Here is a 15844-nt window from a genome sequence, read left to right as displayed (position 1 = left end):
ATACAATGGGATTACATAAAATAATAAAGATTGTCGCTATCCTACTCTGCCTTGTGGGTATCGTGTTCTTTGGAATGATTTTGTCCAAAGGAGATGAGGTTGTTAAGGCAACCGGAGAAGGGGTAGACGGATATATATACGTAGCATACGTCGTGTTTGCATTGATACTTGCGTTTGTGTTGATCTTTGTTCTTAAGGGTCTTGCCCAAGGGAACATTAAGAAAACACTACTTTCCTTAGGGGCATTTTTAGTCGTAGTGGCTATCGCCTACGGATTAGCGCAAGGAGTAGAGACTCCATTGAAAGAGGAAGGAGAAGTACTTTCCGCTAGTGGATCAAGATGGGTTGGAGCTGGTCTCTATGCCTTCTATTTCTTGGCCATCCTAGCCATTGGAGCTATGTTATGGGGCAGCGTGAGAAAATTAACAAGTAGATAATAATGGGTAGAAGATCAACACCCGAAGTAAATGCGGGATCTATGGCAGACATAGCATTCCTACTACTTATCTTTTTCTTGGTAACTACTACCATCGAAAAGGACAAGGGGATTGCTAGACAGTTACCGCCAAAACAGGACGATGTACCGGAAGACGTAATCATTAAGCAGAAGAACCTGTTTATTGTAAACGTGAACCGTAACGATCAACTGTTGGTGGAAGAAGAGTTGATGGAGCTTAAGGATCTGCGCCAAGCCGCTATCGATTTTATCGATAACGGAGGGGCACCTGCAGGTTCTCCAGAGCACTGTAATTATTGTAAAGGAAATCGCCTTCCAGATTCATCGGACAATCCGGATAAGGCGGTAATCTCGGTTCAGAATGACCGATTGACTTCCTATGAAATGTATATTGCCGTTCAGAATGAATTGGTGGCGGCCTATAATTTCCTTCGAAACAGAGAGTCTCAACGTTTGTACGGATGGGATTTCACCGAAATGAAAAGAGCGATAGACGAAGGTAAAATTACAGGGTCTAGAAAGGACGACATCCAGGAAAAGATCAAAACCATTCAAGGTATGATCCCACTGAAGTTATCCGAAGCCGAACCAAAGCAGGCTGGATCTTAAAAACAACTAGAACAAATGTCAAAGTTTAAAAAGAAAAAAGGCGGCGAAATACCCGCAGTGAACACAGCCTCACTTCCGGATATTGTATTCATGCTTTTGTTCTTCTTCATGGTAGTAACCGTACTAAGGGATACCAATCTCTTGGTGCAGCAGGAACTACCTAAAGGAGATCAGGTAGAGAAGCTTCAGAAGGATCGTTCCGTATTCATATACGCCGGTAAACCAAGTCCTCGTTATGCGAAGCAATATGGAACCGAGGGTAAAATCCAGATTGGTGATAAATACACCAGCTTGGATAACCTACCTGCGGCCCTTACCGAAGCTAGAGATAAGCTAAGGGAAGAGCTTAGAGGTTCTGTAAACGTGGCACTTAAAGTGGACGGAGAGACCAATACCGGTTTGGTATCCGATATCAAACAGGAATTGAGAGAACTGCAGATGTACAAAGTAATTTACATTACATCTCCAGGAAACCAAATAGATAATTAATTTCCTATATACTTTCGACAAAAATCGCCTTGATATTTCAAGGCGATTTTTGTTTTATAGAATCCCTATCTTTATCCTATGGCCTACATAAAGAGATACCTCCTGTTTTTGTTCATAGCCCTGCAAGCTTGCATGGGTTGGGCGCAGGAGGAAGAAGGTGCCGACGTCTATATTGACGATAAATACCGAGAGGATCAATTGTACATCGGAGTTACCTATAATCTCCTTACCAGTGTCCCAAGCGGGGTAAACCTTCAAGGCGTGTCGGGAGGGCTGGAATTCGGATACCTTCGTGATATGCCTATAAATGAAAGAAGAAATTTGGCGATAGCTCTTGGAGCGGGGTTTAATTTCGATCAGTTTGGCCAAACCCTTTTCATCGGGGAAGACGAGACCGAGAATACAATCTTTCGGGTACTCGACAATACCATAAACTATAGTAGCAATCGATTTAGTACGGCTACGGTAGAACTGCCTTTCGAATTTCGTTGGCGTACATCTACCGCCGAAGAATACCGATTTTGGAGGATTTATACAGGGTTTAGGGTAGGATATACCTATTGGTACCGAGCGCGGTTTAAACAAGACGGAAATCAAGTGAGCCAAACCGATATCCCAGAATTCGAAAGGCTTCGCTTATCGGCCCATCTCAGCTTTGGTTATGGAACCTTCAATTTCTATACTTCGTATAGTTTGAATCCCTATTTCACCAATGCACAAACGACCAATACGGGAGAAACCATCGATTTCAGAACGCTAAAACTTGGGATTATATTCTATATCCTATAACCAGAACTGCAGCATGAGAAGCTGCGGTACTACCCCCACAAAAAAGCCAAGTACCAATTCGGGTACGGTATGCGAGTAGGTAGAAAGACGGGAAGAGGCCACCCAACCATTTCCGAAGAGCAACAACCCGATCCAGATCAGCATATTGATTTGAAAGTGAATACTCAAAGCAATCACAAACATGGTAAGGCCTGCGACTCCCATTTGGTGTAAACTCACTTTGATTTTGAACAATACCAATATAAGGGCCGAAATGCTCGAGAACAATATACCCACATAGAAGTAGTACATCTCTGGAGTATCGTAAGGATCGAATACCATTTTAACTACCAAAAGAATTAAAAGGCATTGGATCATGAGTGGAAATTTTCGTTCCCGTACATCCTCTAATTGGGAAGTTTGAATGAGTCCAATATTCTTTAACAAGAAGTAAGTGACAACGGGAATGAGAAATGTTATAATAAATATGGCCAGTAGCTTGGATTGTATAATTTCCCGATCTATATACCGAGGCGTTATATAGAAATAGATGGCAGTACCCAATATGGGCATTAAAAGGGGATGAAGGACGTAGGCGCCCAAGCGAAGGAAACGATCCATTAAATTTCTTTTCGGAGTCTGGCCACCGGCAAATCCAACTGTTCACGATATTTGGCTACCGTTCTACGGGCAATGGGGTACCCTTTCTCCTTCAAAATCTTAGCCAATTTATCATCGGTTAATGGCTTTTTCTTGTCTTCTTCAGCAATCGTAATTTCTAGGATTTTCTTTATTTCCCTAGTGGATACATCCTCTCCCTGATCGTTTTTCATGGACTCGCTGAAGAAATCCTTTATGAGTTTTGTTCCGTACGGGGTATCTACATACTTGCTATTCGCTACCCTAGAAACCGTAGAAACATCCATATCTATTTTGTCTGCAATATCCTTCAGGATCATGGGTTTCAACTTTCGTTCGTCCCCTGTAAGGAAATATTCTTGCTGATGGTGCATGATGGTATTCATAGTCACAAAAAGTGTCTGCTGACGCTGTTTTATGGCATCGATAAACCATTTAGCGGCATCTAATTTCTGCTTAATGAAAAGCACGGCATCCTTTTGCGATTTCGATTTGTCCTTGGCGTCCTTATACCCTTTCAGCATGTTGGTGTATTCCCTAGAAACATGTAATTCTGGTGCATTTCGGCCATTCAAGGTAAGTTCCAGTTCACCATCCACGATCTTAATGGCAAAATCCGGCACCACATGTTCTATCATTCGAGTGTTGCCAGAATAGGTGCCTCCCGGTTTAGGGTTAAGACCTTCTATTTCCGAAATAGCATCCCGCAAATCGTCTTCACTAATATCGAATTTGGAAAGCAACTTCTTATAGTGCTTTTTTGTGAAGTGATCGAATGCTTCCTTAATGATATCCGTAGCCAAGGCTACTGAAGGAGATTCTGTCTTGCGGTCCAATTGCAGTAAAAGGCACTCCTGAAGGTTTCGCGCGGCTACTCCAGCAGGATCCAACTCTTGAACTACAGCGAGTACTTCTTCAATCTTCTCTTCAGAGGTGTATACATTTTGGGTAAAGGCCAGATCGTCTACAATATCCTGAAGGTCCCTGCGTATGTATCCGCTCTCATCAACACTACCTACCAAGAACTGGGCGATTTCCTTCTCTTGTTCCCCCAATCGATAGGTGTTGAGCTGTTGCAGCAAGTACTGATTAAAAGACGTTCCGGAAGCATAGGGTGTCTGCTTCTCTTCATCATCAGAGCTATAGTTATTGGCCGCTAATTTGTAACTGGGAATTTCGTCGTCGCTCAGATAGTCATCTACGTTGATTTCGGTTTCTATGGTTTCCGAATCGTTAAAATCATCGAATTCGTCATTGCCAAATTCATCATCCAAGGAATCCTTCTCATCCTTCCCGCCTTCCAAAGCGGGATTTTCCTCCAATTCTTGTGATATACGCTGTTCGAAAGCTTGTGTAGGTAGCTGAATCAGCTTCATCAACTGGATTTGTTGGGGCGAGAGTTTCTGGGATAATTTAAAATTTAACTGTTGTTTTAACATAGATGGACTACTTGCTGTTAAAATTAAAAAAATCCAGCTAGATTAGGTAAAATCTGGCCGGATTTAATCGGATTTTATGAAGGTTTTATGTCTTTAGAATTCTGCGTTACCCGGGGTCCTTGGATAAGGAATTACATCCCTAATATTCCCCATTCCAGTTACGAATAGGACCAAACGTTCAAATCCTAATCCGAAACCACTGTGTACACAGGTTCCATATTTTCTTAAATCAAGGTACCAATACAATTCCTCTTCGGGAATATCCATGGTCTTCATCTTCTGCTTTAGTACATCATAGCGCTCTTCACGCTGCGATCCCCCAACGATTTCACCAATGCCTGGGAACAATACATCCATAGCGCGTACGGTCTTTTCATCATCGTTAAGACGCATGTAGAATGATTTAATCTCCGCAGGGTAATCGAATAGGATCACTGGACATTTAAAGTGCTTTTCTACCAAGAAACGCTCATGCTCACTTTGCAAGTCCGCACCCCATTGATCGATTGGGAACTTGAACTTTTTCTTCTTGTTCGGCTTGGAGTTTCTAAGGATATCTATAGCTTCCGTGTAGGAAATTCTCTTAAACTCATTATCAGCCACAAAGTGGAGTTTTTCGCGCAAAGTCATTTCGCTCCGCTCCGCTTGGGGCTTGCCTTTTTCTTCCTGAATCAACCGCCCTTCCAAAAACTCCAAATCGTCTTGGCAGTGATCCAAAGCAAATCGAATGACGTATTTAATAAAATCTTCGGCAAGATCCATGTTGTCATCCAGATCGTAGAAAGCCATCTCGGGCTCTATCATCCAGAATTCTGCTAAGTGACGGGATGTATTCGAGTTTTCGGCTCTAAATGTAGGTCCGAATGTATATACTTTTCCCAATCCCATGGCATAGGTTTCTGCTTCCAACTGTCCACTAACTGTAAGGTTGGTTTCCTTTCCGAAGAAATCCTGTTGAAAATCTACATCGCCTTCCTCGTTTAATGGAGGATTTTTTGCATCCAAGGTGGTGACACGGAACATCTCCCCGGCTCCCTCGGCATCACTCCCTGTAATCAAAGGAGCATGCATATAGTAGAATCCGTTTTTCTGGAAGTATTCGTGAACCGCAAAGGCTAGTTTGGATCTCAAGCGCATCACGGCACCAAAGGTATTCGTACGAACACGCAAATGGGCTTCTTCCCGCAACTTTTCTAAGGTGTGACGTTTCGGGGATAGAATAGTAAGCTTTATCTCTTCTGGATTGGCTTCACCAAGGACTTCAATCTTCGATACCTGAATTTCTACATTTTGTCCTTGTCCCTGGCTTTCTACCAAGGAACCTTCTACTTGAATGGCAGCACCTACGCTTACCTTTCTAAGTAGTTCTTCTTCAAAATTCTCGAAATCGACCACACATTGTATGTTCTTAATGGTAGAACCATCGTTTAATGCTATAAAACGGTTACTGCGAAAAGCCTTTACCCATCCCGAAATGGAGACGGAAGCCCCAGTAGGTTCACTCTGAATAAGTTCGATAATCTCTTTTTGTTGCGCTCGTTTCATTTTTGTGCCGAAAAAAGGTTGATTGTTCTTAGCTAAAATTGGCCGTAAAGATAGTTTTTAATTCTGAAAATCGACGGGATCTTCTTCCGAAGAAGGAAGGATCTCCAAAGCCGGTTTTTTGAAGGTTTGCTGGTTGGCAATACTGCGTTCCAACGACAATAAAAGGGAAGGCAGCAGTAGTAAATTTGCTAGCATGGCAAACAGTAAAGTAGCCGATACCAATGCGCCTAATGCAACGGTCCCGCCAAAACTGGAAATGGTAAATACCGAGAACCCGAAGAAAAGAACAATAGAGGTGTAGAACATACTTACCCCCGTTTCTTTAAGGGCAGCATATACCGATCGTTTTATCTTCCAATTATTTGCCAATAGTTCTTGTCTGTATTTCGCCAGAAAGTGGATCGTATCATCGACCGAAATACCAAAGGCGATACTAAATACCAAAATGGTAGAAGGTTTTATGGGAACCCCCAAGAATCCCATGAGCCCTGCTGTAATAAGCAAGGGGAGCAGGTTAGGGATAAGGGATACCAAGATCATTTTTATGTTTCGGAACATCCAAGCCATGAATACCGCAATAAGGAAAATGGCCAAGGAAAGGGACAGTACCAAATTGTTTACTAGGTATTTGGTTCCTTTTTCAAAAATGAAGGCCTTTCCAGTGATGGAAACATTGTAACGATCTTCTGGGAATATCTTTGCAATCTCCGAGCGAAGGTCTTCTTCAATCCTATCAAATCTTTGGGTCTGCGTATCCTTCATAAAGGTGGTGATCCTAGCATATTGACCCGTAGTATCCACATAGCTTGAAAGTAAATTGGTACTACTTGCACTATTCTTGGCATACGAAAGGATGAAGGTACGTTCCTGACTGTTGGGTAGCTGATAGTATTCCGGATTGTTGTTGTAATACGCTTGCTTGGAGTATTTTACCAAGTTGACCACGGAAATGGTTTTGGAGAGTTCGGGAATTTCGTCAATGTATTCTTCCAATTCGTTCATGCGCTTAAGCGTGGCCAACTTCATGACTCCTTTTTTACGCTTGGTATCGATAAGGATTTCCAATGGCATAATGCCTTCATATTCCTTTTCAAAAAACTTGATATCGCTATAGAATTCCTTTCCTTTGGGCATATCCTCGATAAGACTACCCGAAAGTTTAATGCTGTTAATCCCAATAATGCTAGCACACAGCATGATAATGGTCACTATGTAAATCGCAATGCGATGCTCCCGTACCATGCGTTCCATCCAATTTACAAAACTGCCGATCCATCGTTTATTTAAGTGCTTCAAGTGCTTGTACTTCGGCACAGCCATGTAACTATACACAATGGGTATAATAAAAAGGCTCAAAAGGAAGATGGCAATGATGTTAATGGAAGCGACAATACCAAATTCTTTAAGCAATTTACTGTTGGTAAGGATAAAGGTGGCAAATCCCGAGGCCGTGGTTACATTGGTCATCAGGGTAGCATTCCCCACTTTGGTAATAACACGTTGCAAGGATTTTGCCTGATTCCCATGGAGTTTAATTTCCTGCTGGTATTTGTTGATGAGGAAAATACAGTTGGGAATTCCAATTACAATAATCAATGGCGGAATAAGCGCCGTAAGCACCGTAATCTCGTATTTCAGTAATCCCAATACCCCGAAGGCCCACATTACCCCAATAATTACGGTGATCATGGAAATGAAGGTCGCACGGAATGATCTGAAAAAGAAAAAGAAGATTAATGAAGTCACTAAGAGTGCCGCCCCAATGAACATCCCGATTTCATCGATAATATTTTGGGAATTTAGTGTACGTATGTACGGCATTCCACTGGTATACACATTGATCTTCGACTCTGCTTCAAACTTTTGAATAAGTGGAATGAGGTCTTCCGTAATGAAATTCTTTCTGGCAGGGGTGTTTACAATATCTTTTTTTAGATAGACTGCTGTGCGAACCGACTTTTTATTGGGACTGTACACTAAGCCATTGTAAAAAGGTAGCTTGTTGAAAAGCTCGTAGCGATAACGATCCAGTTTTTCCTGGTCTGGTAAAGAGTCTTGAATGAATGGGACCAAATCGAAAACGGCAGAATCCTTTCTTTTCTCCAACTTTTGGAGATCACCAATGGAAAGGGTCATATCTACTTCATCGTAGTCGGAAATTTTTTGGGCCAGAGCGGACCAAGCATTGAACACTTCGGGCTCAAAGAGGGTAGAATCCTTCACCCCAAGAATGATCAGGTTCCCTTCCTCACCAAAGGTGTCTAGGAACTGTACATATTCTTTGTTGAATTCGTGGTCGTCGGGAAGGAGATTGGCCTCAGTATAGGTGAAACGCATGTGTTTCCACTGCATGGCCATGAAAACGGTGAGTCCCAGTATGGCAATAATAATAAGGGTCCTGTTGCGAAGGATAAATCGAGCTACCGCACTCCAAAAACCGATACTGAAAAGCTTGTTCAAACCCCTATAATTAAAAGTCGCGCAAAGGTATTAAAATACCAAGGATTGAACGCTTAAAAGGCTGTTATATTTTTAGGTTGAATGTGAATTTAAAGGAAATATTGTCCTCAAAATCTGGCAAATGGTAAAACCCATATCGATAAGCGAAGCTTAAACCGAATCCAAAAAGGATTCTATTGAGTTCGAATCCCGATTCGGAATAGAGTTCGTTAAGAGTGTTAAAAGGAATCCCCAAATGCTCTTCAGGGTTGTTTAGATTCCCCAACGCATGGCGGGTAATGAACACCAGTTCGGGTTTAAATTTGTCTGAAAAGTAAAACCTCCGCAAACTGTGCTTCCCCTGAAAGGTAATCAAATGGTCCGAAAAGAACTCCCCAAAATACATGGTCTCGAAGCTACGTGTACCTGCCACCGAGAAACGCTGCAAAATCTCATCCTTTGTCGGGGCATTGGGATAGGCATGAAACAAATGGGTAAGGGGGACATCGCCAAAGGCGGCCATTCCTTCCAACAAAAAGTTACTGGAGGAGAGATCCGTTCTTTTTATGTAGTAATCCAGCTTCAACCCCAGTTTGGTGTAGTTGAAGTCGCTTTTTGCCACATCTTTAATCCCTTGGGTTACTTGGGCACTGATCTTGGGAAAACCATCAAAGTACTCAATGCGTCCATCGTCCACGGTAACGAATTTCGTTTTGGGACTGAAGCGAAACGATAAAGTAGCTTCTGTGGTATGGTAATTTCTGTAGGTTTCACCATCTTTCACGAATTGATAATCTTCAATCTGATCTATTTTGGTGCGCGAAAGTCGGACTTCCGAAAGGATTTTGGGCGAAAACTCGTGTTGTAGGCTACTTTGCCAAGTTCGGTACTTATAAAACTGAATTACGTTAATACGCCTCGGTTCAAAAACCGAATATACCCGTGCATCGGTTAAATAGGCAAAGCTTCCAATTTCGCTAATGTCACTGGTGTAGTACAGATCCCACCAGGTATTGGTCTCGGGATGCAACCGTAAGTTCCCCCCAATACTGTACTTAAAGTTTTTGTCCTTAAAACCATAGGCAACGTAACCACCTACCTTAAAATTCTCGAATAAGCGTTCGTTGGTAATTCCCCCGGTACCGAGACGGAAGGACTCATAGTTGTTGTATTTTATGAAGTATCTAAGATCGACATCGAAAAACCCAAGTGAGTAATATCCCGTTTTAAAAGGGTTTTCCTTTTTCTGCTTTACAGTATCATTCACCTTTAGCTGAAAAGTATCTCCATAGGAATACTGGGCGAAACCTATGGTAAACAGCAAAAAAAGGAGGGTAATGCGCAATGTGAGGTATTTGGATTAAAAGTATAAAGAAAGCGGCACAATTGCCGCTTTATTGTATTTTGTTTAACTCGCCACGATTAGACCGTCATGATTTCGGACTCCTTCTTGGCGTACATTTCATCTATTTTTTTGATATGGGTGTCGGTAAGCTCCTGAACGTCGATTTCCAAGTTTTTCTTCATGTCGTCGCTTACATCCAAGGCTTTAATTTCGTCATTGGCATTTTTTCGGTCATTGCGAACCCCAATCTTTGCCTCTTCCGATTCTGCTTTGGCCTGCTTGGCCAATTCGCGACGACGTTCTTCGGTCAATGGAGGTACGTTAATGATGACACTTTCTCCGTTGTTCATGGGATTGAACCCAAGATTGGCCATGTGAATCCCTTTTTCAATTTCGGGGATCATGGTTTTTTCCCATGGCTGTATGGAGATGGTCATCCCATCTGGAGTATTCACGTTTGCCACTTGATTTAAAGGTGTCGGGCTTCCATAATAGTCTACCATAACACCATTAAGCATAGCTGGGGATGCCTTTCCGGCACGAATGTTTGCCAACTTTCTTTCTAAGTGAACGAGTGCCTGTCCCATAGCCTCTTTAGTGCTGTCTATGATAAATTTAATTTCGTCTTCCATACTCAAATTTAAATTTTTCTTCGGAAATGCAACAATTGTTCCAAAAAAGAACGGTTACAGATTTACCTTGGTACCTACTTTTTCACCAGAAACTACCTTCATAAGGTTCCCTTTGGTGTTCATATCGAACACGATGATAGGTAGTTCGTTTTCTTGACTTAGTGTAAAGGCTGTGGTATCCATTACCTTTAAACCTTTCTTCAATACTTCATCAAAACTGATAAAATCGAATTTTGTTGCCTTATCGTCTTTTTCTGGGTCACTGGTGTAAATCCCATCCACACGGGTTCCTTTCAGAATCACATCGGCTTCAATCTCGATGGCGCGCAACACAGCAGCACTATCGGTAGTGAAGTAAGGGTTCCCGGTTCCTCCACCGAAAATAACAACGCGTCCTTTCTCCAAATGGCGGATGGCTTTACGACGAATAAAGGGCTCTGCCACTTCATTGATCTTAATGGCGCTTTGTAAGCGGGTAGGAATTCCTTCGTCTTCCATGGCGCTTTGCAGTGCCAAGCCGTTGATTACAGTGGCGAGCATTCCCATGTGGTCTCCTTGCACTCGGTCCATTCCTTTACTTGCACCGGCCACACCCCTAAAAATATTTCCACCACCGATAACGATGGCTACTTCGACCCCCTTAGCGGTGATCTCCTTTATTTCTTGGGCATATTCTTTAAGTCTTTCGGGGTCAATTCCATATTGCCGACTTCCCATTAGGGCTTCCCCGGAAAGTTTCAGTAAGATTCGTTTGTATTGCATGGTGGTGATTTGCTGGCGCAAAAATAACGAAAATTTGACATCCAATTAGGGATTCGGTAATTGAAATCAGAACAACATTCTGTAATCAATAGAACTAATCTTTTTTAGAACACAATAAAGGGGGGCTGAGGATTAATATGATGAAAGTGAGAGTGATTCCAAATGATTCTAAGAAGAAGAGCCAATTTATAACCTTTTCATTTGTGTGATTTAGATGATTGTGATCCGACAGTAGCGCATTTTTCCTGTTAAAATTGAGTGATTTTCCCTGTGTAAATCCAGTTTTATGACGCTGTAAAGTTCCTTCCAAAGATGTGACCTTTATCAAGTTTTATGGAATCTTTAAATCATAATCTATGAGCGATAGTATTCTTAATATTCTCGATTTTGGAGCCAAGGGAGATGGCTCTGTCGATGACTCCGAAGCCTTCAATAAAGCCTTTGCCGAACTTAAAAAGCGGTTGATCTATGATCCGAGAGGTGGAAACAACCCAACACATGGGGTAGGCCATATTCATGTACCAAAAGGCATTTATAGAATCGATAAGCCTATATTTTTCAAAAATGCACTAGGGTTAAAAATGACGGGGGAGTCTAGATTTGCCAGTTGTTTGCTAATAGATCCGGCACACTTCAATAAACCCGATAAATGGATTGGGGATGCTGCGATGTTTTCTTTCCACACCTATAACTCTGTTAGTTTCGAAGACCTTATGTTTGTGCATAAGGTAGAGGATCCAAAAGATAAAAAGGAGTGGGATATCAATCTCTTTAATCTAAATGGTGAAAGTGGGGGGCGTAATTTCACCTTGCATCGATGCCGTACTCAAAATTTTCAAAGAATATTGAATTTCCAATTTGCAGTGCAAATGGACTCCAAAAACCCTCCAGAGCCCATATACTATGATAAAAATGAAGATACCACCAGTTGTTTCAATTGCACCTTCGATAACTGTAAAGAATTTGTCTATTCAAAAAACCCACAAGGAGTAATTAATGGCTATGATAACTGCACTTGGCGGGGAGGCATTGAGAAAGTATTTCATGTTGCGGGACATGGTCGTACGCAGGTAACTAATGGTAATATTGTAATCGATGGTTGTCTTTTGCATTTCATTCCAGGAAAGTCTGGTGAACCCTCGAGGTATGGTGCTACCGCCAATTGGCAATTTAGAAATACAAAATTCGAATGGAGTGCTACCCGCGATCCCTTGGTGCCCATTCTACTCAATGCTTGGGGAACAAGAATCTCCGTAACGGTTACTTTTAGGGATTGCGGCGTTAGTGGAGGCGATGGCAGGGAATTGTATAAAACAAAAGGTGCGTTGGCTCATCTTAGGGCGAACGGACTGCGTTTAATGATGGAAGGAGGTCATTTTGAAGGAAGGTTTAGGTTTGGTAATCATCCTGCCAATGCACCTCAAAACGGTAATTTTATAAAGTTTAAAGACCTCCGATTTCATACCGATGTTGATACTTGGGAATTTGTTAAGTCGGGAAATCAAGGGGAGACATTTCCAAATATTTCCTTCGAAAACGTGATGATGGGAGGAGCCGGTGGCCCATATAATTTTACGCATGCTCTGAATGGAATTCCCTATTTGGAACCGCATAGGGTCAATGTAGTTTCCCTCCCCATGAAGAATTCGGATTTGGTCTTTCCATCCGATACCGAATCCCCATTGGTATATAGATTCTTTGGGCAACGAACCTTGATTAAGAGTATTCAATTATTTGTGGGAAGCGGTCGCCTTCTTGGGCTTAGGGAAAAGAGCATAGACATCTATAGCGTGATAAAAAGAGACGCCGATGGGAGTGTTTTAAATAAAATTAAAGTAGGCCATATTCACATAAATCCGGGCGATCAAGCGAACGGGAAAAACAGTCTTCATAGGCTTTATTGGGCTGAGTTGATTCCCAATACCGAGGTGATCGAGCAACCTGGAACGATAAATCATCTTATTCCCGGAGTTGTGGTTTGGGATGCGCTCGAGTTCGATATAAAGATTCCGGATATTCCTGGAGAAGAAAATAGAATTGGGATGCGATTGATAATAGAGCAGGTTTCCATTTAGGGCCGTAAGCACCTATCAAAGGGTTGAAAAAGAAAAACCGCCCAGTTTCCTGAGCGATTTTTCTTCAAAAATGGTATACTAAAATTAGAGCAAAGAAACCTCTCGCGTATCGAGGTTCCTCGGCACCCTGAATATTATTCTTTCGCCACTTTTAAAACTCGGGTATTTTCTGAAGTTGTTATTTTCACAAAGTAGATACCACTACTCAAAGCTTGAATGTCAATGTTCTCAGACTTCGTATTGGTAATTTGGCGATGCATTACCTCACGCCCTTCCATATTGTATATAGTTAGGCTGGCCAGAGGTTGGGTTTCGGCAAAACTGATACTAAAAATTCCTTGGGTAGGGTTAGGATACAATCGGACATTATCCAAAATAGCTTCATTTGCAGTATTCGATGCGTCGGGCACTTCGTCACCGCCCGTGAAAGCCGTAACCACTGCATCGTCGCAAGGATCAGATGGAGGATTTCCGGAACAATCCCTTATCGTAATGTACTTGTTTATTCTTAACCCAGTGGGTGTAGTTACTGATATTCTGTAGGTCCATGGTAAACTTGGCGGGTCTATCCCACCAAAATCAAGAACTAAGAACGCCGAGTCATTGGGGCCATTTATGGAGACATTCCAGTGACCGGGATAGTCCCATTCAAAATTGTTGTCTGGATCTAGGGTAGTAGCACAAACATTAAGGTTTATTCCGCCGTTAAAACCACCATCACTATCGGCACAGATATATGAGGATCCTGATATTTGGTAGCCCTGGTAATGTCCTAGATATGGTAAGCCTACTGCTGCCCAAGCAGCCAGAACAGCAAAATATTCATCCGAACAACTACCATACAGTTCTCTAGTGGTCTTTACGGTGGCATTTCGAGCCTGAACATACGTCGGGTTTGAAGGTAAAACTGTTGTTAAGGTCTCGTATAGAATATGTAAGGCTTTCTCTCTAGAGATACCATAAACTGTAATTCCGTGAAAGGTATCCCCATCAGAGAGTAAATAATACCATTTGGTCATGATTCCTGCCGACATATGCGCATCAGCGCCCGGGGTATACTCTGAATAGTGGTCTATCTTAGGATCTGTACTTTGTTTTGGGTATTGTAAATTGACCACAAAGGAGGTGCCTCCCGTACTTATCCATGAGTTAGCACCAATGTTTGCAGAATTATTCTCGTTAAAGTAGAGTTGTGCCTCATTACCAAAGATGTCGCAAATTCCTTCGTATACAGCATTGCTATTTAGTAAAGTAATGTTATTGTTGATTTCCCGATCAATAACGTGATGGGTAAATTCATGACCTAGTGTTGCTGCTGTATTAAATGAATCGAAAGCTGAGGGCCTAACCCCTGTCACGATAACATCGGCGTTTTGACGTAAAAAGGCACTGGCGTTCGCTGCGTTCCAGCCGGAAATAATGTATAATGGGTTTCCATTATTTCCCGATCCTGATCGGTTGAATTTTTCCTTATAAAAATCCCAAACAGAACAAGCAAAAATGTGTCCATCAAAAGCAACTCTCTGGCTCATGGTATCCGAAGCCCAAGGCGTTTCCGATCCTGTCTTGGTAAGATAGACATAATCCAACTCAAAATCGTTAGCAAATGGATTTGGAAGTTCGGTTTGATCGAATGCTACCGCTTGATTGTATAAGCTCTGAGGTCCGAACCATCCACTGGGTGATCCAGACTCTAAAGGCTCTACATCGTAGGTTCTTATCCACTTACCCCCGTCATGAGCATTTAAGCGATATTCATCATCACCTATATGCTGATCATCTATGGTAACTGAAGTGAAAGGGGCTCCGCTAAAGACAGAAGTCGTTCCCGGGGAGTTATGGGAGTTGACGCGATCACCTCGTTTTTGAATGGTGCAATCATAGGAGTTAAAATAATAATACATCATAGAGCGATTAACAGTAGCTTCGTACACATAGGTTACGTAGTATTCCTGTTCTTCCAGAATGATTTCGGGATCCCTTGGGTCATTTATATCTATTGGGTTGGGAGAAAATACGGTTTCCAGATATGTAATATCCTCAATGGGGTCTCCCGCATTACCTGTCACAAAATTTTTCCCATCTTCAATCTCACAATTTTGAATACAAATAAGGTTTTCACTGGGCACGGTAAAGTTGGTTACATAGGTGTCGCCACAGTCGATAATGGACTGAATAAAGCCAGCCTCTTCTACGGGAAATCCGCAAAAGTATTGATCAAATTGTTCTATGGTTTGGCCTACATCATCATCACGATCTACGATCGATTTAACAAAGGTGATGTCGGGATCCAAGAAAATTAATCCTCGAAATTGATCGTCCATAACGCCCCGTCCGTCCAACCCGGACAAATAATAGTCATTGGAAGAAATCACTCCGCTAATGTGGTCTAGGAGAAAAGGATTTCCACTTTTTAAATCGAGGTCGGATTGACTGAAGCTAGCCGTAAAGGCAAATAAAAAGAGATAACATGTAATAATAAGTTTTAATAGTTTCATAATAGTAAGTTTATTGACTAGGCAAGCGAATACCTTGTCTGGTTTATAGTGTAAAGAGTCGAAGTGCAAGTTTTGTTACCTAGGGAGGGGTGGTTATTCTGAAATGGCCTCACCATTTTACCCTTTAGACTGGGGTTTGTCCATTGC

General features: G+C 42.0%; 13 protein-coding genes. 5 read left to right on the top strand and 8 right to left on the bottom strand.

The genetic code is table 11. The features are described 5' to 3' along the window. Positions 1–5: 5 nt before the first annotated feature. The 4 genes from POV27_RS17830 to POV27_RS17815 all read left to right on the top strand — a co-directional run bounded on the left by POV27_RS17830 (position 6) and on the right by POV27_RS17815 (position 2344). Positions 6–437: a hypothetical protein gene (locus POV27_RS17830; protein WP_272864152.1), complete on the top strand. Its 432-nt coding sequence runs from the start codon at positions 6–8 to the stop codon at positions 435–437. A 2-nt stretch (positions 438–439) separates the two neighbouring features. After that, positions 440–1066, top strand: a complete 627-nt coding sequence (locus tag POV27_RS17825) for an ExbD/TolR family protein (protein WP_272864151.1) — start codon at positions 440–442, stop codon at positions 1064–1066. A 15-nt stretch (positions 1067–1081) separates the two neighbouring features. Continuing rightward, a complete protein-coding gene (locus tag POV27_RS17820) occupies positions 1082–1555 on the top strand; it encodes an ExbD/TolR family protein (protein ID WP_272864150.1) in 474 nt (157 codons plus the stop codon). A gap of 78 nt (positions 1556–1633) precedes the next feature. Beyond that, positions 1634–2344, top strand: a complete 711-nt coding sequence (locus tag POV27_RS17815; RefSeq protein WP_272864149.1) for an outer membrane beta-barrel protein — start codon at positions 1634–1636, stop codon at positions 2342–2344. Here the strand turns inward: POV27_RS17815 and POV27_RS17810 are convergent. From POV27_RS17810 to pyrH, 7 genes are all read right to left on the bottom strand, one after another. Then, positions 2339–2944: a hypothetical protein gene (locus POV27_RS17810; protein WP_272864148.1), complete on the bottom strand. Its 606-nt coding sequence runs from the start codon at positions 2942–2944 to the stop codon at positions 2339–2341. The two genes, POV27_RS17815 and POV27_RS17810, sit on opposite strands and share 6 nt — an antisense overlap. Further along, entirely contained in the window at positions 2944–4401 is a 1458-nt protein-coding gene (gene rpoN, locus POV27_RS17805; protein ID WP_272864147.1) for an RNA polymerase factor sigma-54, read from the bottom strand. Before rpoN ends, POV27_RS17810 begins: the two co-directional genes overlap by 1 nt. 93 nt (positions 4402–4494) lie before the next feature. Beyond that, a complete protein-coding gene (gene asnS, locus POV27_RS17800; RefSeq protein ID WP_272864146.1) occupies positions 4495–5946 on the bottom strand; it encodes an asparagine--tRNA ligase in 1452 nt (483 codons plus the stop codon). 57 nt (positions 5947–6003) lie between these two features. After that, positions 6004–8406: an efflux RND transporter permease subunit gene (locus tag POV27_RS17795; RefSeq protein ID WP_272864145.1), complete on the bottom strand. Its 2403-nt coding sequence runs from the start codon at positions 8404–8406 to the stop codon at positions 6004–6006. A gap of 64 nt (positions 8407–8470) precedes the next feature. After that, entirely contained in the window at positions 8471–9730 is a 1260-nt protein-coding gene (locus POV27_RS17790; protein WP_272864144.1) for a DUF5686 family protein, read from the bottom strand. A 77-nt stretch (positions 9731–9807) separates the two neighbouring features. Beyond that, entirely contained in the window at positions 9808–10362 is a 555-nt protein-coding gene (gene frr / locus POV27_RS17785; RefSeq protein ID WP_272864143.1) for a ribosome recycling factor, read from the bottom strand. 54 nt (positions 10363–10416) lie between these two features. Next, the gene (pyrH, locus tag POV27_RS17780) at positions 10417–11124 is read right to left on the bottom strand and encodes a UMP kinase (RefSeq protein WP_272864142.1); all 708 of its coding nucleotides are present in this window, start codon (positions 11122–11124) and stop codon (positions 10417–10419) included. Positions 11125–11480: 356 nt separating this feature from the next. Here pyrH and POV27_RS17775 point away from each other — a divergent pair, with 356 nt between their 5' ends. Then, positions 11481–13199, top strand: coding sequence for a glycosyl hydrolase family 28-related protein (locus tag POV27_RS17775; RefSeq protein WP_272864141.1), 1719 nt, complete (start codon positions 11481–11483; stop codon positions 13197–13199). 134 nt (positions 13200–13333) lie between these two features. Here the strand turns inward: POV27_RS17775 and POV27_RS17770 are convergent, their stop codons facing one another. After that, positions 13334–15697, bottom strand: a complete 2364-nt coding sequence (locus tag POV27_RS17770; protein ID WP_272864140.1) for a M4 family metallopeptidase — start codon at positions 15695–15697, stop codon at positions 13334–13336. Positions 15698–15844 lie beyond the last annotated feature (147 nt).

This window comes from Aureisphaera galaxeae (assembly GCF_028561275.1).
GTDB classification, from domain to species: Bacteria; Bacteroidota; Bacteroidia; order Flavobacteriales; family Flavobacteriaceae; genus Aureisphaera; species Aureisphaera galaxeae.
The sequence above is the reverse complement of the archived record's forward strand: the minus strand, read 5'-3'. Positions and strand labels throughout refer to the sequence as shown.

Excerpts from the sequence above, each read along its gene's own strand:
- pyrH (WP_272864142.1), bottom strand. The coding sequence starts at position 11,124 with ATGCAATACAAACGAATCTTACTGAAACTTTCCGGGGAAGCCCTAATG.
- rpoN (WP_272864147.1), bottom strand. The coding sequence starts at position 4,401 with ATGTTAAAACAACAGTTAAATTTTAAATTATCCCAGAAACTCTCGCCC.
- POV27_RS17830 (WP_272864152.1), top strand. The coding sequence starts at position 6 with ATGGGATTACATAAAATAATAAAGATTGTCGCTATCCTACTCTGCCTT.
- frr (WP_272864143.1), bottom strand. The coding sequence starts at position 10,362 with ATGGAAGACGAAATTAAATTTATCATAGACAGCACTAAAGAGGCTATG.
- asnS (WP_272864146.1), bottom strand. The coding sequence starts at position 5,946 with ATGAAACGAGCGCAACAAAAAGAGATTATCGAACTTATTCAGAGTGAA.
- POV27_RS17810 (WP_272864148.1), bottom strand. The coding sequence starts at position 2,944 with ATGGATCGTTTCCTTCGCTTGGGCGCCTACGTCCTTCATCCCCTTTTA.
- POV27_RS17815 (WP_272864149.1), top strand. The coding sequence starts at position 1,634 with ATGGCCTACATAAAGAGATACCTCCTGTTTTTGTTCATAGCCCTGCAA.
- POV27_RS17825 (WP_272864151.1), top strand. The coding sequence starts at position 440 with ATGGGTAGAAGATCAACACCCGAAGTAAATGCGGGATCTATGGCAGAC.
- POV27_RS17775 (WP_272864141.1), top strand. The coding sequence starts at position 11,481 with ATGAGCGATAGTATTCTTAATATTCTCGATTTTGGAGCCAAGGGAGAT.
- POV27_RS17770 (WP_272864140.1), bottom strand. The coding sequence starts at position 15,697 with ATGAAACTATTAAAACTTATTATTACATGTTATCTCTTTTTATTTGCC.
- POV27_RS17820 (WP_272864150.1), top strand. The coding sequence starts at position 1,082 with ATGTCAAAGTTTAAAAAGAAAAAAGGCGGCGAAATACCCGCAGTGAAC.